Below are 22,832 nucleotides of genomic sequence, written 5' to 3'. Positions count from 1 at the left end.
AGAAAAAGGGTATGGGCACGCTTCAGATGAAGATTGCTCATGATCGAAGGCGGGGATTATCGGGGATTTTACGCGGCGCTGGCCAATGCAAGGGTGGCCTGGGCGTATTTTTGTCGTGGAATCAGCAACTTTGCCGGTGCCTGAGCCAACTGTTCGGCCAATGCCAGTGCGGCACTTTCCGCTACGCCGTAACAGCCGGTGCGTTCGAACGCGATGTCCGAGTGGTGGCTGAGTTGCGGTTCATAACCGGCCAATTGTTCGCTGCTGAAATACATCAACGGCAATGCCAGTTGTTCGGCCAGTTCGATCAGGGCGGGCTCTTCGCGCTTGAGATCGATACTGGCCAAGGCCTTGATCTCACGAAGCTCGATTTGATGGGCCTGTAACGCCTGATCAAGCAGCGCCCGCAGCGTGCTGACGGGGCAGCCGCGCTGGCAGCCCAGGCCGACCACCAGGGTCGGCGCTGCGCTGACGTCAGTCATGCGGAGTATTGGCCATCGCTTTTGCGGCGGAACAACCAGGCGCTGATCAGGCCCAGGGCCAGCCAGAACGCCATGTTGGTCAGCTGCGAAGCGATTTTGAACTGCGCTTCCAGGGCTTCCGGAGCCAGCATGGAATGCACTTCCGGTTGTGGCGCGCCAATGACGTGCGGAACGGCGAGAATCGCTACGCCGAGGATCTTCATCAGCCAGTGGCGGCTGAACACGATCAGCGCGATGCCTACAGCAGTGGATGCGGCAGTGCCAATCCACCAGATCTGCCGTTGCGCCAGATCCGCAGCAGCGGTGCCCGGCAGCTCAGGTGGCAGGCCGAGGGTGGGCGCCAGCACGAATGTCGCATAACCGGCCAGACCCCAGAGCAGGCCCTGAGAGGTACGGCGTGGGGCGCGCAAGGTGTAGAGGCCCGCGAGCATCAAAGCGAAACCGACCGCTACCACCAGATTGCCGCCGGTGGTCGACAGCACGCGCTGCCAGCCGTCTTCCGGCTCCCAGGCTTCGGCATCGTGAGTGTGAGCGGTGACAGCACCCGCGGCGTGCTCGTGAATTTCAACAGCGGCTGGCTCGGATTTTTCGTAGGTCTCGGCCTGCAAAATCAGCGGGGCCACCCAGAAACTTTGCAGCAGGGTCAACAGCAGGGCGGCCAGCAGCCCTGTGAAGCCTGCGGTTTGCGCAATACGCTTGATCATGTCAGCAGGTCTCAATGGCACGGAAAGGCAGAACTGTGACGGGTATCGTGCGCGGCGTTATGCACCGCTTCGATGTGCGAGAAACCGGCGAAATACACAAGGCACGCGCCAAGGATCGACGCACAAAAAGCGGCGGTCAGGCGTTGGCTCAGGGTAGTGGTGGTGCTGATCGTGATCTTTTTATCGGTGTTGCTGCCGGTGCTGCTGATGATCGACATGGCGCTTCCCTCTGGTCTGTCAGCGGGTGAATAGAGCGCATGAAAACCTCCGCACGCCGGGGCACGCAGAGATTTCGAACAGCGCCCGCCCACCGCGGGTTTGTTATTCAGTGAACGTAAAAGTCACTTTGTGTTGCGGGCCGGTCTCCGGGCTCGCGAGGGGCAGGGCTTGCGCCGAAACCTGCAAGCATCACCTTCCCATGCCGTATGACGGGCACAGTGGATCTGACGCTTCACTCGCTTACCGTTGCGGGGGCAGCACCGGACTGACATGGCTTTAGAGTAAAGCACATGATTCACCGGTTTCCCGTTTCACCCTGTGAAGGGCACCCGTAACAAGGCGTGTAGGAGAGCATGGGCGGGGGTTGGGCGTCAATTGGCATGGGTTCTCAACTCGGAACCCAGTCGCCTGCATCGCGGGCAAGCCACGCTCCCACAAGGGAATGCGATCAACTGTGGGAGCGGGCTTGCCCGCGATGGCGTCATCCCAGCCTCCACAGAACGCGGCATGAACATTGACCCGCCCCCACACGATGCGTAGCCTTGCGCTTTCGAGGTTCTTCGGCGTCTGCCGAAGCTAAGAAGGGAACGCGGTCGATGCCGCGGCTGCCCCCGCAACTGTGAACGGTGATGTTCGCTGCCACGCCACTGCAAACCCTGATCCATCAGGTTCGCGGGAAGGCGCAGCAAGCGCCAGTCGAACGATTGGCACACCGTCAGCCAGGAGACCTGCCTCGACACAGATTCTCACTACAACCGGGCGGGGTGATCCGGTGGCGGAACTCTTGCGCGCGTGCACCTGCCGCTGCGATTGTCGTCCCGTATGCCCGCCACCTTGCCAAAGGGCATCCGATGAAAACACTGGCCAAACTCCCCGTCACCATCGTTACCGGCTTCCTCGGCTCGGGCAAAACCACCTTGCTGCGCCACATGCTCGACAACGCCCAGGGCCGTCGCATCGCGGTGATCGTCAACGAGTTTGGCGAGCTGGGCATCGACGGCGAAATCCTCAAGCAGTGCTCGATCGGTTGCACCGAAGAAGAAGCCAACGGTCGCGTCTACGAACTGGCCAACGGCTGCCTGTGCTGCACGGTTCAGGAAGAATTCTTCCCGGTGATGCGCGAACTGGTCGCTCGTCGCGGCGACCTCGACCACATCCTCATCGAAACTTCGGGCCTGGCCCTGCCAAAACCTTTGGTTCAAGCCTTCCAGTGGCCAGAAATCCGCAGCGCCTGTACGGTTGACGCGGTGATCACCGTGGTCGACAGCCCGGCCGTGGCTGCTGGCACCTTCGCTGCCTTCCCGGATCAGGTCGATGCCCAGCGCAAACTCGACCCGAACCTGGACCACGAATCGCCGCTGCATGAGCTGTTCGCCGACCAACTGGCCAGCGCCGACCTGGTGATCCTCAACAAGGCCGACCTGATCAGCGCTGAAGACCTGGCCCGCGTGCGCCTGGAAGTCGCCGAAGAACTGCCGCCAGCGGTGAAAGTCATCGAAGCCAGCAGCGGTCGTCTGCCATTGGACGTGCTGATCGGCCTGGGCGCCGGTTCCGAAGAACACATCGACAGCCGTCACAGCCATCACGATCATCACCATGAAGGTGAAGACGACCACGACCATGACGCGTTTGATTCCATCTCGATCGAGCTGCCACAAGCCGACGAAAGCCTGCTGATGGATGCGCTGACTCAATTGGTGGTCCAGCACGGCATCCTTCGGGTCAAAGGTTTTGCAGCAGTGCCGAACAAGCCGATGCGTCTGCTGATCCAGGGCGTGGGCACGCGCTTCGACAAGCACTTCGACCGTCAGTGGGGCGCTGAAGAAGCGCGCACCACCCGTCTGGTGTTAATCGGTCAGGACCTGGACGCCGCTGCGCTCGAAGCGCAATTGCGCGCAGCGCTCAGCGTTTAAACCATGCACCTGCTCAGGACCCAGCCCGGCGGTTTCGTGTCGGATGACAACATTGCCGACCTTGGACAAACCCCCGCCGAGCTGGTGATCCTGTGCAGCGGCGATTCCAGCCTGGCGTTGCTCGCCGAAGCGGCGCAACAGTTGCCCGACGATTACCCGAGCGTGCGCCTGGCCAACCCGATGCAGGTGCAGAATCACGCCTCGGTCGATCTCTACGTCGACGAAGTGCTGCGCCACGCCAAGGTGATTCTGATCTCGCTGCACGGCGGCATCGCCTATTGGCGTTATGGCATCGAGCGTCTGGTGGAATTGTCCGAGCGCGGCGTGCAGCTGATTCTGGTGCCGGGGGATGATCGCCCGGACCCGGAACTCAGTGACCTGAGCACCGTCACCGCGCAAGACCGCGACCGGCTCTGGCACTTCCTGCGTCAGGGCGGCATGGCCAATGCGCTCGACCTGTTTCGCTGCCTCGCCAGTCGCTGGCTGGGCCGTGACTACCCATGGTCCGAGCCGCAAACCCTGCCACGCACCGCGATTTACCACCCGCAAAAAAGCCCCGCAGAACTGAAGGATTGGCAAGCCGACTGGCAAGCTGATCAGCCGGTGGCGGCGGTGCTGTTTTACCGCTCGCATTTGCAGGCGGCGAACACCGATTTCATCGATATTTTCTGCCAGCGTTTGCAAGCGGCGGGGTTGAATCCGTTGCCGATTGCGCTGGCCAGTCTGAAAGAGCCCGGCTGCCTGACGGTGGTTGAGGACTTGCTGGATGAAGTCGAGGCGGGGGTGATTCTCAACACCACCGGTTTCGCCCAGTCCAGTCCCGAAGCGCCGCACTTGCGACCGTTTCGCCGCAATATCCCGGTTATCCAGGCGATCTGCGCCCAGGACAATGAACCCGGTTGGCGCGCCAGCGAGCAGGGCCTTGGTCCTCGCGATCTGGCGATGCACATCGCGCTGCCGGAACTGGACGGCCGGATCATCAGCCGGCCGATCAGTTTCAAGGATCTGGCCTGGCGCAGTGAGCGCAGTCAATCCGACGTGGTCTGCTACCGGCCTGCACCTGAGCGCATGGATTTTGTCGCCGAACTGGCGCGGCGCTGGATCGATCTGGCGCGAGTGCCCAATGGCGAAAAACGCATCGCCCTGATCCTCGCCAACTACCCGACTCGCGATGGGCGTATCGGCAATGGTGTCGGCCTCGACACTCCCGCCGCGGCGCTGAATATTCTGCGTGCGCTTCATAAAGAAGGTTATCCGCTGCCGGCCGAGTTGCCGGACAGCGGTACCGCGCTGATCCAGCAATTGCTCGGCGGCGTCAGCAACGACCTCGACACCCTCGACCAGCGTCCCTGCCATCAAAGCCTCGGGCTGGACGACTACAACCTGATGTTCAACGCGCTGCCCGAGGCCAATCGCCAAGCCGTACTGGAACGTTGGGGCACACCCGAAAACGATCCAATGTTCCGTGGCGGACGAATGATGATTGCCGGTCTGCGCTTCGGCCTGACCTTCGTCGGCATTCAACCGGCCCGGGGTTATCAAGTCGATCCAAGTGCTGTCTATCACGACCCGGACCTGGTGCCGCCCCACGGCTATCTCGCTTTCTACTTCTGGTTGCGCAACACCTACGGCGCTCACGGCGTGATTCACGTCGGCAAACACGGCAACCTCGAATGGCTACCGGGCAAGGGCGTCGGGCTGTCGGAAAATTGCTGGCCGGACGCATTGCTCGGACCGCTGCCGAACATCTATCCATTTATCGTCAACGACCCGGGCGAGGGCGCCCAGGCCAAGCGCCGCACCCAGGCGGTGATCATCGATCACCTGATGCCGCCGCTGACCCGCGCTGAAACCTACGGTCCGCTGCGCAATCTCGAATTGTTGGCCGACGAATATTACGAAGCGCAATTGCTCGATCCACGCCGCGCCCGAGAGTTGCAGCGCGACATCCTGCAACTGGTGCGCGACACGCACATCGACCGCGAACTGCAACTGGACGAAAAGCTCGACAGTGACGCCGATGCGGCGATCTGGTTGCCGCGTCTGGACACGTATCTGTGCGATTTGAAGGAGTCGCAGATCCGCGATGGCCTGCACGTGTTTGGCGAGTCGCCGGTCGGTCGGTTGCGCATCGACACCTTGTTGGCCTTGCTGCGTATTCCTCGTGGCGATGGTCGTGGGGCGCAATCGAGCTTGTTGCGGGCGCTGGCCAAGGCGTTCGCGTTGGGGTTTGATCCATTGGATTGTGCGTTGGCTGAGCCTTGGGTCGGGCTGCGTCCGGATGCCCTGTTGTCGGTCAGCGATGAGCTATGGCGCACAGCGGGCGATACCCGCGAGCGACTGGAGCTATTTGCCGCTGAACTGATCTTGCTGACACTGAACCCATCTCAAGCCCACCGCGCCCCCTGTGGGAGCGGGCTTGCCCGCGAAGGCGGCGTGTCAGTCGACATTGATTTATCTGACCCACCGCTATCGCGGGCAAGCCCGCTCCCACAGGGTCTTGCGTGGGCTGACGTCAGCGCCATCCTTGAGAGCCTGCGCGAAGTGGTTGCCCCACGCCTGGACGCCTGCGGCCCAGCGGAAATCCGCGGTCTGCTCGACGCTCTCAGCGGCCGATTCGTCCCGGCCGGCCCGAGCGGTGCGCCGAGTCGCGGCCGGCTGGACGTGCTGCCCACCGGGCGCAATTTCTATTCGGTGGACGTGCGCAACCTGCCGACCACCACCGCGTGGCGCATCGGCTTCCAATCCGCGAACCTGATTCTTGAGCGGCACTTACAGGACCACGGCGATCACCTGCGGCAGCTCGGCCTGTCGGTCTGGGGCACCGCAACCATGCGCACCGGCGGCGACGACATCGCCCAGGCCATGGCGCTGATGGGCGTGCGACCGGTCTGGGCGACCGGAAGCCAGCGCGTCGATGACTTCGAAATTCTGCCGTTGAGTTTGCTGGACCGCCCGCGGGTGGATGTGACCTTGCGCGTCTCCGGATTTTTCCGCGATGCCTTTGCCAACCTGATCCGCCTGTTCGATGCCGCCGTGCAAGCGGTCGCCGCGCTGGATGAGCCAGACGATCTCAACCCGTTGGCGGCCAAGGTCCGCGCCGAGCGGCAAGCGCTGTTGGAATCCGGTCTGGATGAAGACGCGGCGCGGCGACAGGCCGGCTGGCGCATCTTCGGGGCCAAACCGGGTGCTTACGGAGCGGGCGTGCAGGGCGCCATCGACGGTCGCTTGTGGCAAAGCCGCGAAGACCTGGCCGAGGTTTACCTGAACTGGGGCGGCTACGCTTACGGCGGCTCCGATGAAGGCACCGCCGCCCGCGAACAGTTCGCTCAGCGTCTGAGCCAGGTGCAGGCAGTGCTGCAAAACCAGGACAACCGCGAACACGACTTGCTCGATTCCAACGACTATTACCAGTTCCAGGGTGGCATGCTGGCGGCTGTCGAAAGCCTCAGCGGTGAAGCGGCGGCCAGTTATCACGGCGACCACAGTCAGCCGGACTTGCCGAAGATCCGCACCTTGAAGGAAGAGCTTAACCGGGTGATCCGTTCCCGGGCGGCCAATCCGAAATGGATCGACGGGGTCAAGCGTCATGGCTATAAAGGCGCGTTCGAACTGGCGGCGACGGTCGATAACCTGTTTGCGTTCGACGCCACCACGCAGTTGATCGACGATCACCAATATGCGTTGCTGGCGGACGCCTATTTGCTCGATCCGGCGACCCGGGAGTTTGTCCGCGAACACAATCCCCATGCCCTGCGCGACATGACCGAGCGCATGCTGGAAGCGCAGCAGCGAGGGATGTGGAAAGAGCCGGGCGAGTACCGCGAGGCGCTGGAGAATTTGTTGCTGGATATAGAAGAAGACGGATAACTCTGTGACACCTTGTACCTGTGGGAGCGTGGCTTGCCCGCGAAGAGGTCCTAACAATCAACATTGATTTCGACTGAGCGGGCGCCTTCGCGGGCAAGCCACGCTCCCACAGGTACAAGGTGTGCCTGCCACCGACCATGACTGAGATTTGAAAATGACCGACACCCCCCATTTCCCGCTTTCCGCCGTGGTCGGCGCCGATGACTTGAAGCTCGCGCTGTGCCTGACCGCCATCGACCCGAAAATCGGTGGCGTGCTGATCGAGGGCCCGCGCGGCATGGCCAAATCCACCCTGGCCCGAGGCCTGGCGGACCTGTTGGCCAGCGGTCAATTCGTCACTTTGCCTCTGGGCGCCACCGAAGAACGGCTGGTGGGCACCCTCGACCTCGACGCGGCCTTGAGCGAAGGTCGCGCACAGTTTTCCCCCGGTGTACTGGCCAAGGCCGACGGCGGCGTGTTGTATGTCGATGAAGTCAATCTGCTGCCCGATCACCTCGTGGACTTACTGCTCGACGTGGCCGCCAGCGGCACCAACCTGATCGAGCGCGACGGGATTTCCCATCGGCATTCGGCGAAGTTTGTGCTGATCGGCACCATGAATCCGGAAGAGGGCGAATTGCGCCCGCAATTGCTCGACCGCTTTGGCCTGAACGTCGCCCTCAGTGGCCACACCGCACCGGCCGAGCGCGGTCAGATCATCCGTCGCCGACTGGATTTCGACAGCGACCCGCAAGGGTTCTGCGCCGAATGGGAAAGCCAGCAACACGCACTGCGCGAGCGTTGCCAAAAGGCGCGCTCGGCACTCGCGAGCATTCCCCTCGACGATGCCGCGCTGGCGCAGATCACCGAGCGTTGTTTTGCTGCCGGCGTCGATGGCCTGCGAGCCGATCTGGTCTGGTTGCGCGCGGCACGGGCCCACGCGGCATGGCGGGGCGCGACCGCGATCAGTGAGGACGATATCGACGCGGTCGCTGAATTTGCCTTGCGCCATCGTCGTCGCGAACACTCGCCACCGATGCCGCACCAATCACCCGCAGCACCGCCGCCTTCCAATCAGAACGCCAACCCGAGCGAAGGTCAGGGCCAGTGGGGCGAAATACCTGCCCAGGCGCTGCCGGTCGGCGCTCGACGTGAAGTGCCGAGCTGGCCAAAAAAGCCCTAGGCATTCGCCCTCGATCAGACGCGGGGGCGAATGCCAGACCCCGCGCAGGACGGCTGGATCACGGTAAACAGGGCAAGCGTCACGCAGCCCTGAGCGGATCGATCAATTGGCCCGGCACCTTGCTCAATGGCCGACCGCGTCAACGCGACGATGTGCTGTTTCATCTGCGCACCCGCAGTCCTCATGAATTATGGCTGGTGATCGTCGACGCCTCGGCCTCGACCCGTCGTCATCAAGCGTTGAGCGATGCCAAGGGCTTGCTGGCGCAACTGTTCGACGATGCCTATCGACAGCGTGCGCGCTTGGCTTTGCTGACCGCCAGCGGCCATGTACCGAAGTGGCAGGTGCAAGGTTTGAAAGCTTCCGCTGGCTTGCGCGACTGGCTCGAAGGGCTTGGTGCCGGTGGCGGAACGCCGATGCTGGCGGCGCTGAGTGAAGCAGGGCACTGGCTAGCGGCACGGCAAAAGCGTTTTCCGGCAGAACAGCAACGGCTGTTGCTGGTGACGGATGGACGGGTGAAGGAATGGTCAACGTTGCCGGCGCTGGAGTGTCCGGGGTTGCTGATCGACATTGAGCGCGGACCGATTCGCCTCGGACGGGCTAAAGTGTTGGCGGATCAACTGCAAACGCATTACCAGCATATCGATGATTTGTAGCCGAAAAGATCGCAGCCTTCGGCAACTCCTACAGGACGCGGGTACATCGGCAAATGATTGGTGAATAGCGGGTGCATCCGCGAATGATGGGTGTGCAACAATCAATGTAGGAGCTGCCGAAGGCTGCGATCTTTTGATCTTCACAGGAGTGACCCATGCGCGTTCTAGCCCGCAACGATCAGGACGATTTCCGTGTCAAAGCCTACGCTGGCACCAACGGCGTGTTGCTGGCGATCGATCTGGCGGAGCACCGCCGCAAAGGCCTGCTGGGTTTCGCCATCGAAAAACAGCAAGGCAACAAACCCTGGTTGTTTCTGTTCAATAGCCTGACCTTCCCCGGCAAGGCTCATACGTTCCCCCAGTTTCGCGCCACCCCCAGCGATGCCGCGCCATTGCAGAAATTTCGCTGGGCCGATTACGCGGTCAATCCGGGCGTGACGATCCATTATCGGATTCACCTGGCCTACGGCACTGCCGATGCGCCGCAGCTGGGTGAGTTTCTGGAAGTGACGCTCACCACCGACAATGGCCTTCCAGCGGGCCAGAACGTCATCTTCAACCGGGCGGTGGCCGCGAGTCAGGCCTTCCAGCGCAAATTCGCCGACCTTGATGCGCTGCTCAGCGCCAACAAGAAACTGCCCATCGAAGCCTGGCCCGATGCTCCGCGGCAATGGCTGGAAAATGGCCTGCTCGCACGCTTGCTGGGGTTCATCGAACGGGCCGAGGATGGCCAGTGGGCGCTGGACATCGCGATCTACGAATATCAGTTGAAGGTGATCGTCGATGCGGTGAACGCCGCGTTTGAGCGTGGCGTAAAGGTTCGGGTTCTGTACCACGCCCAACCAGACGAAGACACCACGGCGCTGAACGAAGCCAGCCTGGAAAAAATCCCGGCGGCGAACAAGCGCGGGCGGGTCACGCACAACATCTTTCACAACAAGTTCATGGTCCTGAGCCGACTCGACGCGGCGGGGCAGCATCAGCCCGAAGCGGTACTCTGTGGCAGCACCAATTTCACCGCCAACGGCGTTTATCGTCAGGCCAACGTTGTGCATGTGCTGGACGATGCTCGGATCGGCGCCAGTTACCTGCAAACCTTTGAACAAGTCTGGGCCACGCCGGCAGACGTCGGTGCCACCCGGGAATGGCTCACGGAAAACAATCCGATGCAGCCGGACCAGGCGCTGTTCGCCGGCTTCTCACCGCGCTCGGGCCAGGGCGATTTGCGTGAGTTCGTCGACATCATCGAGTCGGCCAAAAAAGACCTGTTGTTTGTCACTGCGTTCACCTTGCCGGAGGAAATACTCAACGCCTTGCTCGGCCAGCCCCACGACGACATCTTGCGTTACGGCCTGCAAAACACCGTCAGCAGCATCACCGGTTTCCATGCCGACCGCACCGCTCAATTTGCCGCCACCGCGCTGCTCAATACGGGTCTGGAAGGCTGGCTCAAGGAAAACATGAAAGGCCAGAAGGGCAACCTGCTGGTGCACACAAAAGCCATCGTCGTCGACTTCACCACCGACACACCGACCATCATCAGCGGCAGCCACAACCTCAGCGCCGCAGCCAGCAACGGCAATGACGAGAACTACCTGATCATCCGTGGCGACACCGACTTGGCCGATCGCTACGGCCTGGAACTGCTGCGGTTTTATGAGCATTACCGGTTCCGCTACTTTGCAAAGAAACTGCAACTCAAGCAGGTCCGGCCGTTGGCGGCGGATGACAGCTGGACCGATGACTATTACCTCGAGGGCGATTTGCGCATGTTGTCGCGGTTGCGCTTTGCCGGACGATAAACAGCCTGGTGATTCCCTGTGGGAGCGAGCCTGCTCGCGAAGGCGATCGCCCAGACGACTCAAACATTACTCATGAAACGTACATTCAACAGCCCCTGTGCCCGAGGCGCGGTGCATAAAGTGCTGAAGGTTTTCTGCAACCACGGCAAGTCATGGCGGGGTTTGTGGGCAATCTGTTTAGGCCTGAGCTTGCCGATGTGCTTTTTGAAATTTTCTTCCAGGGTTTCCCGGGTTCCAATCCCCTTGAGCTTTTTCAGCAACTTTCCCTCCTTGTAGAACAGCACAGTGGGTGTGCCGGTGACATCTGGATGCCGAGGAGATTCGTTCGTACTCAGTACATAGATGTGCGCGTGATCTTTGTACTTCTCGGCAATAGCACGGAAAACCGGTTCGGCCATTTCGCAGGCGGGACAATGTTGGTTGCCGAAATACAGGATCACCGGGCGCCAGGTTTTCAGCGCCTTGCGATAGACCGCAGCCATGGTCGGGTGAGTGGTCATCGAGCTCATTGAAATCTCCTTTTCAAAGACTATCGAAGGGCCTGTTGACGTTAAAGGAGGTGAACAGGTGGGTCTACTGTCAGAAATTACAGGTGGGGCTCTGCTTCATTTTGAATCGCTACGGCTTCAGATGTGGTGCAAGTACTCGAGCGTTGTGTCCCACGGTAGCGTTCTTTTATTTGTGCGTTTCGTAACGCCTGCTTCGCGCTAACGCGCATCCATCTGATTCAAAACACTTTTCAATTCCCCCGAGATTCCACTCATAACCTGTGGCACACTTTCTGCTGTCTATTCCGTTGTTACATACCTACTTCCGGTATAGCGGAATAAACATGACCCTGGAGTGCTTGCCATGCATCGCCGACCTTCGTTGTTTAAAGCGTGTGTTTTCGTTCTCGCGGCTTCGGCCGCTGTCATGGGTGTCGCTCAAGCGGCAGACAGCAAGCTCGACAGCGTGCTGGCCCGTGGGAAGTTGATCGTGGGCACGGGCAGTACCAATGCGCCGTGGCACTTCCAGGGAGCGGATGGCAAGTTGCAGGGTTTTGATATTGATATCGCGCGGATGGTGGCCAAAGGGTTGTTCAATGACCCGAGCAAGGTCGAGTTCGTGGTGCAGTCGTCCGATGCGCGAATTCCGAATCTGCTGACCGACAAGGTCGACATGAGTTGCCAGTTCATCACCGTGACCGCCAGCCGCGCCCAGCAAGTGGCGTTCACCCTGCCGTACTACCGCGAAGGCGTGGGCCTGTTGTTGCCGGCCAACAGCAAGTACAAGGAAATCGACGACCTGAAGGCCGCCGGTGACGGTGTGATCGTGGCGGTGTTGCAGAACGTGTACGCCGAAGAACTGGTGCATCAGGCGCTGCCCAAGGCCAAGGTCGATCAGTACGACAGCGTGGATTTGATGTATCAGGCGGTGAACTCCGGTCGTGCCGATGCGGCGGCCACCGATCAGTCGTCGGTGAAATACCTGATGGTGCAGAACGCTGGTCGCTATCGCAGCCCGGCCTATGCCTGGAGCCCGCAAACCTATTCGTGCGCCGTCAAACGCGGCGATCAGGACTGGCTGAACTTCGTCAACACTGTCCTGCATGAAGCCATGACCGGCGTTGAGTTCCCGACTTACGCGGCATCGTTCAAGCAGTGGTTCGGTGTAGACCTTCCGACACCTACGATTGGTTTCCCCGTCGAATACAAATGATCCCGTGAGAGCGGGGCGGTTTTAAATCGCCCCGCTCAAGGTGCTGCTGACCATGAACTATCAGTTGAATTTTGCCGCCGTCTGGCGCGACTTCGACACCTTGCTGGCGGGGCTCGGTCTGGGCCTTGAACTGGCGCTGGTGTCGATCGCCATCGGCTGCGTGATCGGCCTGCTGATGGCGTTTGCTTTGCTGTCAAAGCATCGCGCATTGCGGGGGCTGGCGTCGGTGTATGTGACGGTAATCCGTAATACGCCGATTCTGGTGTTGATTCTGTTGATCTACTTCGCGTTGCCGAGCCTTGGCATTCGTCTGGACAAGATCCCGTCGTTCATCATCACCCTGTCGCTGTATGCCGGGGCGTACCTGACCGAAGTGTTCCGCGGCGGGTTGTTGAGCATTCCCAAAGGGCTACGTGAAGCCGGCCTGGCCATCGGGCTCGGTGAGTGGCAAGTCAAGGCGTACATCACCGTGCCGGTGATGCTGCGCAACGTGCTGCCGGCCCTGTCGAACAACTTCATTTCGCTGTTCAAGGACACCTCGCTGGCGGCGGCGATTGCCGTGCCGGAGCTGACTTATTACGCGCGCAAGATCAATGTCGAGAGCTACCGGGTGATTGAAACCTGGCTGGTGACCACAGCGCTCTATGTTGCGGCCTGTTACCTCATTGCCATGATGCTGCGTTACCTCGAGCAGCGTCTGGCGATTCGCCGATAGGAGGCCCCCCCCATGTACGAATCTCCCAGCTGGTTGCATGAGTTATGGGTGGCGCGGGACGTCCTGTGGCAGGGCTTTCTGACCAGTGTGCAGTGCTCGGCGCTGGCGATTTTGCTGGGCACGCTGGTCGGCGTCGTTGCAGGTCTGGTGCTCACCTATGGCACGTTCTGGATGCGCGCGCCGTTCCGGTTTTACGTCGACATCATTCGCGGCACGCCAGTGTTTGTATTGGTGTTGGCCTGCTTCTACATGGCGCCGGCATTGGGCTGGCAAATCAGCGCATTCGGCGCCGGCACCCTGGGGCTGACGCTGTTTTGCGGCTCCCACGTCGCCGAGATTGTGCGCGGTGCATTGCAAGCGCTGCCGAGTGGCCAGATGGAAGCGAGCAAGGCCATCGGCCTGACGTTTTACCAGGCACTGGGCTACGTGTTGTTGCCCCAGGCGTTGCGGCAGATCTTGCCGACCTGGGTCAACTCGTCCACCGAGATCGTCAAGGCTTCGACGCTGTTGTCGGTGATCGGCGTGGCCGAATTGCTGCTCAGCACCCAGCAGATCATCGCCCGGACGTTCATGACCCTGGAGTTTTACCTGTTCGCCGGTTTGCTCTTTTTCATCATCAATTACGCCATCGAATTACTCGGCCGGCACATTGAAAAGCGGGTGGCCTTGCCATGACACAAGCTCAAGTTTCGACACAGAATCAAGCGCTGCTGGACATCCGCGGCCTGCACAAACAATACGGCCAGCTCGAAGTGCTCAAGGGCGTCGACTTGACCATGCAGCGCGGCAATGTGGTCACGCTGATCGGCTCCAGCGGCTCGGGCAAGACCACGCTGCTGCGCTGCGTGAACATGCTCGAAGAGTTCCAGGGCGGGCAGATTCTGCTCGACGGTGAATCCATCGGCTATGACGAGGTCAACGGCAAGCGCGTGCGTCACGCGGAAAAAGTCATCGCCCGCCATCGAGCCATGACCGGCATGGCGTTCCAGCAATTCAATCTGTTCCCCCACCTCACCGCGTTGCAGAACGTCACCCTCGGATTGCTCAAGGTCAAAAAGCTGCACAAGGATGAAGCCGTGGCGCTGGCGGAAAAATGGCTGGAGCGGGTTGGCCTGCTGGAACGTCGCGACCATTACCCCGGTCAGTTGTCTGGCGGTCAGCAACAGCGCGTGGCGATTGCCCGAGCGATTGCGATGAACCCGAGCCTGATGCTGTTCGATGAAGTCACCTCGGCCCTCGACCCGGAACTGGTCGGCGAAGTGCTGAACGTGATCAAGGGCCTGGCCGAAGACGGCATGACCATGTTGTTGGTGACCCACGAAATGCGCTTTGCCTTTGAGGTCTCAGACAAGATCGTGTTCATGAATCAGGGGCGGATCGAAGAGCAGGGGCCACCCAAGGAACTGTTCGAACGCCCGCAGTCGCCACGTCTGGCGGAATTTCTCAAGAACACCCGTTTTTAAGCATTCACTTTGCAATTAGGAGAAACACCCATGAGCATTACTCGTTACGGCACCGGCAGCACCGCCGGTGGCGGCCAGCCCCGTCCTTTCGCCCGCGCCGTCGAAGCCGATGGCTGGCTGCACGTGTCCGGCCAGGTGCCGGCGCTGGATGGTGAAATTATCGTGGGCGGCATTGTCGAGCAGACTCACCAGACCATGAAAAATCTGATCGCGATTCTGGAAGAGGCCGGTTACGGTCTGGAAGACGTAGTCCGTACTGGCGTGTGGCTGGAAGACCCGCGGGATTTCTGGAGTTTCAATAAAGTGTTTTCCGAGTACTTCAAAAGCGAACACGCGCCGGCGAGGGCCTGCGTACAGGCGAGCATGATGGTCGATTGCAAGGTTGAGATTGACTGCATCGCGTACAAGAAAAAGGCCTGAACCGAGGCGCGCCCATCGCGGGCAAGCCCGCTCCCACAGGGATGGAAGGTGTGTCTGCAATCTGTGGCGGCACATAGAACCCTGTGGGAGCGTGGCTTGCCCGCGAAGGCGGCCTAACAGTCGCCGCAGCACTCTGGTTAAACTCCCGGCACATTAATGGGAACACTGAAATGACCGAAGACACCATCAAGCGCCGGGCTCGCGGTCTGGACCGGGCGTTCGACATTCTCGAATTCCTCAAGGAAATCGGCCAGCCCCTGCGCCCGAATGAAATCGCCAGCGGCATCGGCAGCCCGAAATCCACGGTCTATGAACTGGTCGCCTCCTTGTTGGAACGGCGCATTCTTGAACCTGTGGGCAAGGACGGTCACGTTTACCTCGGTCGTCAGCTGTACTTCCTCGGTCAGGCGCATTTGCGCCATTTCGACCTGACCCGCGAGGCCGATCTTGCCTTGCAAGAGATCGTCAGCCAGACCCGTGAAACCGCGCAGATGTGCCTGCTCAACGGGCGAAAGTACACCGTGGCGTTGATGAAAGAGGGCGAGCGGCATTTTCGCATTTCCTCGGACATCGGCGAGAACGCGCCGATTCCCTGGACCGCTTCCGGGCGCCTGTTGCTGGCGCATCTGAGCGATCAGCAGATCGTCGATTTGATCGACCCCGACGACTTCATCCTGCCCGGCGGTGAACGCCTGCCGCTGGAGCGGTTTCTCGAGGAAATCCGCCAGGCCGGTATCGATGGGTTCTTTTCCTTCGATAGCGTCGCCGACACCTTTACCCATTGCTTCGCCGCCCCGGTCAAAGACCCGAACGGCGTGGCCATTGCGACCCTGTGCATCGTCGCCCCACGGGCCGATGCGAAGAACAATTACAACGACTATCGTCGGGTGCTGATCGACAGCGCCAACAGCCTCGCCCGGCGTATCAACGAATAACAGCGGCTGCCTGCGGCCGCGAATGTGAGGAGTTCGACCATGTCTTCTGCCAAAAATACTGCCGCCGTGGAAAAGGGCTTTGCCCACACAGGCGCCAATCTTGTGCGCGACGTCAGCCTGCCTGCGCTGGTGCTGCACCGCGAAGCGCTGGAACACAACATTCGCTGGATGCAGGACTTTGTCAGCAACAGCGGCGCAGAACTGGCGCCGCACGGTAAAACCAGCATGACCCCGGCGCTGTTTCGTCGCCAACTGGACGCCGGTGCCTGGGGCATCACCCTGGCCAGTGCCACGCAAACCCGCGCGGCCTACGCCCATGGCGTGCATCGGGTGCTGATGGCCAACCAATTGGTCGGTACGCCGAACATGGCGCTGATCGCTGATCTGTTGGCAGACCCGACCTTCGATTTCTATTGCATGGTCGATCATCCGGATAACGTCGCGGACCTCGGCGCGTATTTCGCTTCGCGCGGTGTGCGGCTGAACGTGATGATCGAGTACGGCGTGGTCGGCGGTCGTTGCGGTTGCCGCACCGAAGCCGAAGTCCTGGCGCTGGCCGAGGCGATCGCGGCTCAACCGGCGCTGGCGTTGACCGGCATCGAGGGCTACGAAGGGGTGATTCACGGCGATCACGCGGTGAGCGGCATCCGTGAGTTCGCCGATTCCCTGGTGCGTCTGGCGGTGCAGTTGCAGGACAGCGGTGCGTTCGCCATTGCCAAACCGATCATCACGGCGTCGGGTTCGGCCTGGTACGACCTGATCGCCGAATCGTTCGAAGCGCAGAATGCCGGCGGGCGTTTCCTCAGCGTGCTGCGCCCCGGCAGTTACGTGGCCCACGACCATGGCATCTACAAAGAGGCGCAATGCTGCGTGCTCGACCGTCGCAGCGACCTGCACGAAGGTTTGCGCCCGGCGCTGGAAGTCTGGGCGCATGTGCAGTCGTTGCCGGAACCGGGTTTTGCGGTGATCGCCTTGGGCAAACGCGACGTCGCCTATGACGCCGGTTTACCGGTGCCGTTGCTGCGTTACAAGGCCGGTGTGGTGCCGGCGACCGGCGATGATGTGAGTGCCTGCAAGGTGACGGCAGTGATGGACCAGCACGCGTTCATGACCGTGGCGCCGGGGGTTGAGTTACGGGTGGGCGATATCATCTCGTTTGGTACTTCGCACCCGTGCCTGACGTTCGACAAGTGGCGCATTGGGTGTTTGGTGGATGAGCAACTGAATGTCATCGAAACCATGGAAACCTGTTTTTAAGGTTTCCAGACCGAGGTGCGGCCATCGCGGGCAAGCCCGCTCCCACAGGTTTTTTGGTGTGGTTGCAATTTGTGGCAATTCACAAATCCCTGTGGGAGCGGGCTTGCCCGCGATGACGGCCTACCAAACAACATCGCAATACCAGAGCCCCCACAACCATGAACAATATCAGCCCCCTAGGCCCCAACATCCCGCGCATCGCCCTGATTGGCGAGTGCATGATCGAATTGCAGCAGCGCGCCGACGGCACTCTGCAACAAAGCTTCGGCGGCGATACCCTGAACACTGCGGTCTACCTGGCCCGTGAGCTGGGCGATGGCGGCACGGTGGATTACGTCACCGCCCTGGGCGACGACAGTTTCAGCGACGCGATGTGCCAGAGCTGGGCCAGCGAAAACATTGGCCTGGACATGGTCCAGCGTTTGCCCGGTCGCTTGCCCGGCCTGTATTGCATCCAGACCGATGCGGCGGGCGAGCGGCGTTTTCTCTACTGGCGCAACGAAGCGGCGGTGCGCGATTGCTTCACCACCCCGGCCGCCGAGCCGATTCTGGCGGCGCTGCCGGATTACGACGTGTTGTATTTCAGTGGCATCACCCTGGCGGTGCTCGGTGTGCAGGGGCGGGAAAAACTTCTGGAAACCCTGATCGAAGCCCGGCAGCGGGATGCGCGGATTGTGTTCGACAACAACTACCGGCCACGCTTGTGGGCGTCGATTGAAGAGGCACGGGCGGCTTATCGCAGCGTTCTGCCCTATATCGACCTGGCGTTGCTGACGGTTGACGACGAGCAGGCGCTGTTCCACTTTTCCAATTGCGCGGCGGTGTTTGCCGCTTACGAGCAGATGGGCACGCCTGAAGTGGTGCTCAAGCGCGGCGCGGAGGCGTGTCTGATTCGCTGTGACGGTGAGTCGTTCGAAGTGCCGGCGCAGGTGGTCGAGCGGGTGGTGGACACCACGGCGGCGGGGGATTCGTTCAGTGCGGCGTATTTGGCGTGTCGACTTAAGGGCGGTAGCCCGGTTGAGGCTGCCGAGGCCGGGCATCGGTTGGCGAGTCGGGTGATTCAGGTGCCTGGGGCTCTGATCCCGAGATAAGCGGTGGATGGCCGCTTGCTGCGCAACCGGATCGCGGGCAAGCCCGCTCCCACAGGGATTTGTGAGTTACCCACGATTGCAGTCACATTACCGCACCCTGTGGGAGCGGGCTTGCCCGCGATGAGGCACTGAAGCCAATCGATCAATCCCGGTAAAACACCTGCACCAGGTGATAACCAAACTTGCTCTTGATCGGCCCATGCACCACCCGCAGCGGTTTTTTGAAGATCACCGCATCGATCGCGCCGACCATCTGCCCGGGCCGTACTTCGCCCAGGTCGCCGCCGCGTTTGCCGGACGGGCACGTGGAGTATTTCTTGGCCAGCACATCGAAGGCTTCGCCCTTGGCGATGCGTTGTTTGAGCTGCTCGGCTTCTTCCGAGGTTTTCACCAGGATATGGCGGGCTTGGGCTTTCATTGGCAGTACCTTGCAACGGTGGTGGCTATGTTGGTGCCAGCGTGGGGCGCGCGATTATGCCTTAACTCAGTCCGTTTGGCCGATCATCGTGCGAATCTTGTTGGCCAGCAGGTCAATGGAAAAGGGTTTGGCCACCATGTCCATGCCTTCCTCCAGGAAACCCTGGCGTTCGGCGGCTTTCTCCGCATAACCGGTCATGAACAGCACCTTCAGGTCCGGGCGATGCTGACGCGCGATTTCCGCCAGTTGCCGACCGTTCATGCCCGGCAGCCCGACATCGGTCACCAACAGATCGACCCGCAGGTCGGACTCCAGCAAGGGCAGGGCGGCCTTCGCGTCTTCGGCTTCATGGGCGTGATAACCCAACTCATTGAGGAGATCGAGCACCAGCATGCGCACCGCCGGATCGTCTTCTACCAACACCACGGTTTCACCGGCAACCGCTGCCGGTGTTTCGCCGTTGAGCGGTTCCAGAGTGTGCTCCGGCACCGCGACGTGCAGCCGTGGCAAATACAGGCGAACGCAGGTGCCCTGGCCCGGCAGGCTGTGAAGGCTGACGTGCCCGCCCGACTGCTGGGCGAAGCCATAGATCATTGACAGTCCAAGGCCGGTGCCCTGGCCGATGGGTTTGGTGGTGAAGAACGGGTCGAAGGCCTTGGCCAACACTGACGGGGTCATGCCGGCGCCGTTGTCGCTGACGGCAATCATCAGGTAATCCCCGGCCCTGACCGGTTCCAGGGGAGTGATGTCGCTACCGTCGAGGTGAACGTTGGCGGTTTCGATCAGCAGCTCGCCACCTTCGGGCATCGCATCCCGGGCATTGATGACGAGGTTGAGCAGGGCGTTTTCCAGTTGGCTGACATCAGTACTGACCGGCCAGACTTCATTGGCCAGCTGCATTTTGAGCTCGATATGGTCGCCCTTGGTCCGGCGGAACAAATCTTCCAGGGAATGCACCAGCTGGTTGGCATTGAGCGGCTTGCGATCCAGCGACTGACGCCGTGAGAACGCCAGCAACCGATGGGTCAGGGCGGCGGCGCGGTGAGCCGAGGATACCGCGGCTTCGGTAAAACGACCGATCTCGGCGGCACGCCCGTCGGCGATGTAGCGCTGCATCAAATCGAGGCTGCCGATGATCCCGGTGAGCATGTTGTTGAAGTCATGGGCGATGCCGCCGGTGAGTTGTCCCACCGCTTCCATTTTCTGCGCATGCCGCAGAGCGTCTTCGGCGCGCTCGCGCTCGAACATCTCGTTTTGCAGCCGCTGGTTGGCTTCGGCCAGTTGTTGAGTGCGGGCGCTGACGCGTTCTTCAAGGGTTTCGTTGAGGTTGCGCAGGGCTTCTTCGGTCTGTTTGCGCTCGGTTTCGTCGATCACGAAGATGTAAAAACCATTGACCGCGCCGTCCGCGCCATGACGGGGCAGGTAGTTCATCAAGGCCTGACGGGTGCTGCCGTCGCGGTGCGCGGCGCTGATGCTGAAACTGCAAGCCTTGCCTTTCAGCGCCTCGGCGATGTATTCGGCACGCAGGGCATAGGCTTCGTCGCCCAACACTTCATGGATGGTGCGACCATAAAGCTCTTGGGGCGTCAGGCCGTACCATTCCAGATAGGCGGCATTGTTGAGGCGAAAGCGCTCCTCGCTGTCGACGTAACTGATCAGGATCGGCATGGCGTTAATGATCAGTTGCAGCTCGGTCTGGCTCTGGCGAAGGGCTTGTTCGATGTGCTTGCGTTCAGTGAGGTCCAGCGCGGCGCCGAGGAAACGGATCGGCCGACCATGATGATCCTTGTAGCAGCGGCCTCGGGCAAACACCCAGCGCAATTGGCCGTCGGCTTGCAGCAAGCGATATTCCTCGGCGTACTCGCTGCCATGGGTGATGCAGTGCTTGATGCTGCGGGCAATCATCGCGCGATCTTCCGGATGCACGCCGTGGAGGTATTCGCTGATGGGCAACTGGCTGGCCATGGTCGGGTCGACGCCATGCAATTGAGCGAAATGGGCGTCGGCGATGAAGCGGTCTTCGCCGATGTCCCAGTCCCAGGTGCCGACGGCATCGGTGGCGGCCAGCGCCAGTTGCAGACGCTGCTCGGTTTCGTGCTGGGCCTTGAGACTGGCGGCGGAGCGTTGCTCGAGTTCCAGGGCGATGCGCCGGCGTTCGTTGGTTTCGATGGCCGTGACCAGAATCCCGGCGACCTCGGCGCTTTCATTGCGAATGGGGCTGTAGGTCAAATCCAGCCAGAAGTCGGAATCTCGCCCGTCGCGCTGCAAGGTAAAGCGCTGTTCGCTGTAGGTCCGCACCTGGCCCTGTAGGACGGCGCTGTAAATCGGGTCGGTGAAGTCTTTCAGTTCTGGCCAGATCTGGTGCGTCGGTTGTCCGAAAGCGTGTGGGTGCTTGCTGCCGGCGAGGAAGGCGAAGCCGTCGTTGTAGATCTGCGTAAGCTGCGGGCCCCACAGCAACAGCATCGGCATGGGCGAGTGAATCACAATGTCCACGGCGGTGCGCAGGCTCTGCGGCCAGTGATCGGCGGCGCCCAGCGGGTTGTTTGTCCAGTCCAGTCGAGCAATCAAGGCCTGGGCGTCGCTGGCGGTCGGTGGTGCGTTCATTACAATGTCCTGCGCGTCAGTCGGTGTGGCGGCGTCTACTATCCTTGCATGGCGGTAGACGCTGGATGACCCGTTTCGGGTCATTTTTTCAATTGAATGCTTCGCGGGTGCTTTTTGCCATGGAAATCGATGCACTGTTGCAAATTCTGGCCAGCCGCAATGGCTCCGATCTTTACCTGTCCACGGGCGCGCCACCCAGCGCACGATTTGACGGTGTGCTCAAACCCTTGGCCGAGCAACCATTCAAGCCCGGAGAAATCGCGGCCATCGCGGCGTCCATCATGGACGCTGAACAGCGCCTGGAGTTCGATCGCGAACTGGAGATGAACCTGGCGCTTTCCCTGGTCGGCGTCGGGCGCTTTCGGCTCAATATCTTCAAGCAACGCAACGATGTGTCTATCGTGGCGCGCAACATCAAACTCGACATTCCACGCTTCGAAGACCTCAAGTTGCCACCGGTGCTGCTCGAAACCGTGATGCTCAAACAAGGGCTGATATTGTTCGTCGGTTCGACTGGCTCGGGCAAGTCGACCTCGCTGGCGGCACTGATCGATTACCGCAATCGCCACAGCAGCGGCCATATCATCACCATCGAAGACCCGGTCGAGTTTATCCATCGGCACAAGAAGTCGATCATCAACCAGCGTGAGGTCGGCGTAGACACTCGCAGTTTTCATGCAGCGTTGAAAAACACCCTGCGCCAGGCGCCGGATGTGGTGCTGATCGGCGAAATTCGCGACCGCGAGACTATGGAGCATGCACTGGCGTTTGCCGATACCGGTCATCTGGTAATTTCCACTTTGCATGCGCACAACGCCAATCAGGCGCTAGACCGCGTGATCAACTTCTTTCCCGAAGAGCGCCGGACGCAACTGCTCCATGACCTGGGCAATAACCTCAAGGCCTTTGTTTCCCAGCGGTTGGTGCGCACCCGCGATGGGCAGCGCCGGGCGGCGGTGGAGATCATGCTGGGAACGCCGACCATCGGCGACCTGATCCGGCGCAATGAGCTTTCCGAGCTCAAGGGGATTATGGAGAAGTCGTCAGAGGCGGGGATGCAGACGTTTGATGGGGCGCTGTTCGAGCTGTTTGCCGAGGGCGCAATTGATGAGGCAGAGGCGCTGAAACATGCGGACTCGGTGAACAACTTGCGCCTGCGCCTGAAAATGCACGCTGAGGCTACGCCCGGGCCTCATACGCCGCCGGGTGAGTGGGGATTAGTGGACTGACGCATTCCCCCTGTAGGAGCTGCCGAAGGCTGCGATCTTTTGATCTTTAGCGATTCATCTGACGCCAAAATCAAAAGATCGCAGCCTTCGGCAGCTCCTACAACAAGTTGGTTGTCGCAGGTGTTGTCGGTGAGAAACATTAAAGCATTCTGATGTTTGATTAATAACCTGAAGTTGCATCTGAAACTTCC

The 22,832-nt window shown here is 60.8% G+C and carries 20 protein-coding genes and 2 riboswitches; of the genes, 14 read left to right on the top strand and 6 right to left on the bottom strand.

The window, feature by feature from the left end:
* Window positions 1-68: 68 nt before the first annotated feature.
* The 3 genes from JFU11_RS24935 to JFU11_RS24925 are packed head-to-tail and all read right to left on the bottom strand — an operon-like array spanning window position 69 to window position 1,404.
* Entirely contained in the window at window positions 69-482 is a 414-nt protein-coding gene (locus JFU11_RS24935) for a cobalamin biosynthesis protein (protein ID WP_007898224.1), read from the bottom strand.
* Window positions 479-1,186 (bottom strand): CbtA family protein, encoded by a 708-nt coding sequence (locus tag JFU11_RS24930; RefSeq protein ID WP_008011023.1) that lies wholly within the window; start codon window positions 1,184-1,186, stop codon window positions 479-481. The genes JFU11_RS24935 and JFU11_RS24930 overlap by 4 nt, the downstream gene beginning before the upstream one ends.
* 11 nt (window positions 1,187-1,197) lie before the next feature.
* Entirely contained in the window at window positions 1,198-1,404 is a 207-nt protein-coding gene (locus JFU11_RS24925; RefSeq protein ID WP_123722376.1) for a CbtB-domain containing protein, read from the bottom strand.
* 120 nt (window positions 1,405-1,524) lie between these two features.
* Window positions 1,525-1,753, bottom strand: a riboswitch (cobalamin riboswitch).
* Window positions 1,754-1,941: 188 nt separating this feature from the next.
* A riboswitch (cobalamin riboswitch) is annotated at window positions 1,942-2,156 on the top strand.
* A 100-nt stretch (window positions 2,157-2,256) separates the two neighbouring features.
* Here JFU11_RS24925 and cobW point away from each other — a divergent pair.
* The 5 genes from cobW (at window position 2,257) to JFU11_RS24900 (ending at window position 10,808) form a co-directional block, all read left to right on the top strand.
* On the top strand, window positions 2,257-3,318 hold the full coding sequence (gene cobW / locus JFU11_RS24920) for a cobalamin biosynthesis protein CobW (RefSeq protein WP_007898232.1): 1,062 nt from the start codon (window positions 2,257-2,259) through the stop codon (window positions 3,316-3,318).
* A 3-nt stretch (window positions 3,319-3,321) separates the two neighbouring features.
* A complete protein-coding gene (cobN, locus tag JFU11_RS24915) occupies window positions 3,322-7,188 on the top strand; it encodes a cobaltochelatase subunit CobN (protein ID WP_201062419.1) in 3,867 nt (1,288 codons plus the stop codon).
* 154 nt (window positions 7,189-7,342) lie between these two features.
* On the top strand, window positions 7,343-8,350 hold the full coding sequence (locus tag JFU11_RS24910) for an AAA family ATPase (protein WP_201062418.1): 1,008 nt from the start codon (window positions 7,343-7,345) through the stop codon (window positions 8,348-8,350).
* A gap of 119 nt (window positions 8,351-8,469) precedes the next feature.
* Entirely contained in the window at window positions 8,470-9,006 is a 537-nt protein-coding gene (locus tag JFU11_RS24905) for a VWA domain-containing protein (RefSeq protein ID WP_201062417.1), read from the top strand.
* A 155-nt stretch (window positions 9,007-9,161) separates the two neighbouring features.
* A complete protein-coding gene (locus JFU11_RS24900) occupies window positions 9,162-10,808 on the top strand; it encodes a phospholipase D-like domain-containing protein (RefSeq protein ID WP_123722379.1) in 1,647 nt (548 codons plus the stop codon).
* Window positions 10,809-10,867: 59 nt separating this feature from the next.
* Here JFU11_RS24900 and JFU11_RS24895 read toward each other — a convergent pair whose 3' ends face one another.
* Complete coding sequence (locus JFU11_RS24895; RefSeq protein WP_201062416.1) at window positions 10,868-11,317, bottom strand: thioredoxin family protein; 450 nt, start codon at window positions 11,315-11,317, stop codon at window positions 10,868-10,870.
* A gap of 343 nt (window positions 11,318-11,660) precedes the next feature.
* Between JFU11_RS24895 and JFU11_RS24890 the strand changes: the two genes are divergently transcribed.
* The 8 genes from JFU11_RS24890 to JFU11_RS24855 all read left to right on the top strand — a co-directional run bounded on the left by JFU11_RS24890 (window position 11,661) and on the right by JFU11_RS24855 (window position 18,390).
* Window positions 11,661-12,509 (top strand): transporter substrate-binding domain-containing protein, encoded by an 849-nt coding sequence (locus JFU11_RS24890; protein WP_201062415.1) that lies wholly within the window; start codon window positions 11,661-11,663, stop codon window positions 12,507-12,509.
* 52 nt (window positions 12,510-12,561) lie between these two features.
* On the top strand, window positions 12,562-13,224 hold the full coding sequence (locus JFU11_RS24885) for an amino acid ABC transporter permease (protein WP_018927655.1): 663 nt from the start codon (window positions 12,562-12,564) through the stop codon (window positions 13,222-13,224).
* Window positions 13,225-13,236: 12 nt separating this feature from the next.
* Complete coding sequence (locus JFU11_RS24880; RefSeq protein ID WP_123722382.1) at window positions 13,237-13,899, top strand: amino acid ABC transporter permease; 663 nt, start codon at window positions 13,237-13,239, stop codon at window positions 13,897-13,899.
* Entirely contained in the window at window positions 13,896-14,687 is a 792-nt protein-coding gene (locus tag JFU11_RS24875) for an amino acid ABC transporter ATP-binding protein (protein WP_201121394.1), read from the top strand. Before JFU11_RS24880 ends, JFU11_RS24875 begins: the two co-directional genes overlap by 4 nt.
* 30 nt (window positions 14,688-14,717) lie before the next feature.
* A complete protein-coding gene (locus tag JFU11_RS24870) occupies window positions 14,718-15,107 on the top strand; it encodes a RidA family protein (RefSeq protein ID WP_050681226.1) in 390 nt (129 codons plus the stop codon).
* Between the two features lie 170 nt (window positions 15,108-15,277).
* Window positions 15,278-16,042 carry an IclR family transcriptional regulator gene (locus JFU11_RS24865; protein ID WP_201062414.1) on the top strand — a complete coding sequence of 255 codons (765 nt, stop codon included), beginning with the start codon at window positions 15,278-15,280 and terminating at the stop codon, window positions 16,040-16,042.
* 39 nt (window positions 16,043-16,081) lie between these two features.
* Complete coding sequence (locus tag JFU11_RS24860) at window positions 16,082-17,299, top strand: amino acid deaminase (RefSeq protein ID WP_201062413.1); 1,218 nt, start codon at window positions 16,082-16,084, stop codon at window positions 17,297-17,299.
* A gap of 158 nt (window positions 17,300-17,457) precedes the next feature.
* Window positions 17,458-18,390 (top strand): sugar kinase, encoded by a 933-nt coding sequence (locus tag JFU11_RS24855; protein ID WP_201062412.1) that lies wholly within the window; start codon window positions 17,458-17,460, stop codon window positions 18,388-18,390.
* Window positions 18,391-18,532: 142 nt separating this feature from the next.
* Here JFU11_RS24855 and JFU11_RS24850 read toward each other — a convergent pair whose 3' ends face one another.
* The gene (locus tag JFU11_RS24850) at window positions 18,533-18,808 is read right to left on the bottom strand and encodes a peptidylprolyl isomerase (RefSeq protein WP_007933743.1); all 276 of its coding nucleotides are present in this window, start codon (window positions 18,806-18,808) and stop codon (window positions 18,533-18,535) included.
* Between the two features lie 66 nt (window positions 18,809-18,874).
* Entirely contained in the window at window positions 18,875-21,412 is a 2,538-nt protein-coding gene (locus JFU11_RS24845; protein WP_201062411.1) for a PAS domain-containing protein, read from the bottom strand.
* A 119-nt stretch (window positions 21,413-21,531) separates the two neighbouring features.
* Here JFU11_RS24845 and JFU11_RS24840 point away from each other — a divergent pair, with 119 nt between their 5' ends.
* Window positions 21,532-22,641: a PilT/PilU family type 4a pilus ATPase gene (locus tag JFU11_RS24840; RefSeq protein WP_201062410.1), complete on the top strand. Its 1,110-nt coding sequence runs from the start codon at window positions 21,532-21,534 to the stop codon at window positions 22,639-22,641.
* The last annotated feature ends 191 nt before the right edge of the window (window positions 22,642-22,832 follow it).

This window comes from Pseudomonas sp. TH37, assembly GCF_016650735.1.
GTDB classification, from domain to species: domain Bacteria; phylum Pseudomonadota; class Gammaproteobacteria; order Pseudomonadales; family Pseudomonadaceae; genus Aquipseudomonas; species Aquipseudomonas farris.
Note: the sequence above shows the minus strand (reverse complement) of the source record. Positions and strands in the feature narration are given on the sequence as shown.

Excerpts from the sequence above, each read along its gene's own strand:
- JFU11_RS24910 (WP_201062418.1), top strand. The coding sequence starts at position 7,343 with ATGACCGACACCCCCCATTTCCCGCTTTCCGCCGTGGTCGGCGCCGAT.
- JFU11_RS24885 (WP_018927655.1), top strand. The coding sequence starts at position 12,562 with ATGAACTATCAGTTGAATTTTGCCGCCGTCTGGCGCGACTTCGACACC.
- JFU11_RS24930 (WP_008011023.1), bottom strand. The coding sequence starts at position 1,186 with ATGATCAAGCGTATTGCGCAAACCGCAGGCTTCACAGGGCTGCTGGCC.
- JFU11_RS24890 (WP_201062415.1), top strand. The coding sequence starts at position 11,661 with ATGCATCGCCGACCTTCGTTGTTTAAAGCGTGTGTTTTCGTTCTCGCG.
- cobW (WP_007898232.1), top strand. The coding sequence starts at position 2,257 with ATGAAAACACTGGCCAAACTCCCCGTCACCATCGTTACCGGCTTCCTC.
- JFU11_RS24925 (WP_123722376.1), bottom strand. The coding sequence starts at position 1,404 with ATGTCGATCATCAGCAGCACCGGCAGCAACACCGATAAAAAGATCACG.
- JFU11_RS24870 (WP_050681226.1), top strand. The coding sequence starts at position 14,718 with ATGAGCATTACTCGTTACGGCACCGGCAGCACCGCCGGTGGCGGCCAG.
- JFU11_RS24875 (WP_201121394.1), top strand. The coding sequence starts at position 13,896 with ATGACACAAGCTCAAGTTTCGACACAGAATCAAGCGCTGCTGGACATC.
- JFU11_RS24860 (WP_201062413.1), top strand. The coding sequence starts at position 16,082 with ATGTCTTCTGCCAAAAATACTGCCGCCGTGGAAAAGGGCTTTGCCCAC.
- JFU11_RS24865 (WP_201062414.1), top strand. The coding sequence starts at position 15,278 with ATGACCGAAGACACCATCAAGCGCCGGGCTCGCGGTCTGGACCGGGCG.
- JFU11_RS24845 (WP_201062411.1), bottom strand. The coding sequence starts at position 21,412 with ATGAACGCACCACCGACCGCCAGCGACGCCCAGGCCTTGATTGCTCGA.
- cobN (WP_201062419.1), top strand. The coding sequence starts at position 3,322 with ATGCACCTGCTCAGGACCCAGCCCGGCGGTTTCGTGTCGGATGACAAC.
- JFU11_RS24895 (WP_201062416.1), bottom strand. The coding sequence starts at position 11,317 with ATGAGCTCGATGACCACTCACCCGACCATGGCTGCGGTCTATCGCAAG.
- JFU11_RS24880 (WP_123722382.1), top strand. The coding sequence starts at position 13,237 with ATGTACGAATCTCCCAGCTGGTTGCATGAGTTATGGGTGGCGCGGGAC.
- JFU11_RS24935 (WP_007898224.1), bottom strand. The coding sequence starts at position 482 with ATGACTGACGTCAGCGCAGCGCCGACCCTGGTGGTCGGCCTGGGCTGC.
- JFU11_RS24840 (WP_201062410.1), top strand. The coding sequence starts at position 21,532 with ATGGAAATCGATGCACTGTTGCAAATTCTGGCCAGCCGCAATGGCTCC.
- JFU11_RS24900 (WP_123722379.1), top strand. The coding sequence starts at position 9,162 with ATGCGCGTTCTAGCCCGCAACGATCAGGACGATTTCCGTGTCAAAGCC.
- JFU11_RS24855 (WP_201062412.1), top strand. The coding sequence starts at position 17,458 with ATGAACAATATCAGCCCCCTAGGCCCCAACATCCCGCGCATCGCCCTG.
- JFU11_RS24850 (WP_007933743.1), bottom strand. The coding sequence starts at position 18,808 with ATGAAAGCCCAAGCCCGCCATATCCTGGTGAAAACCTCGGAAGAAGCC.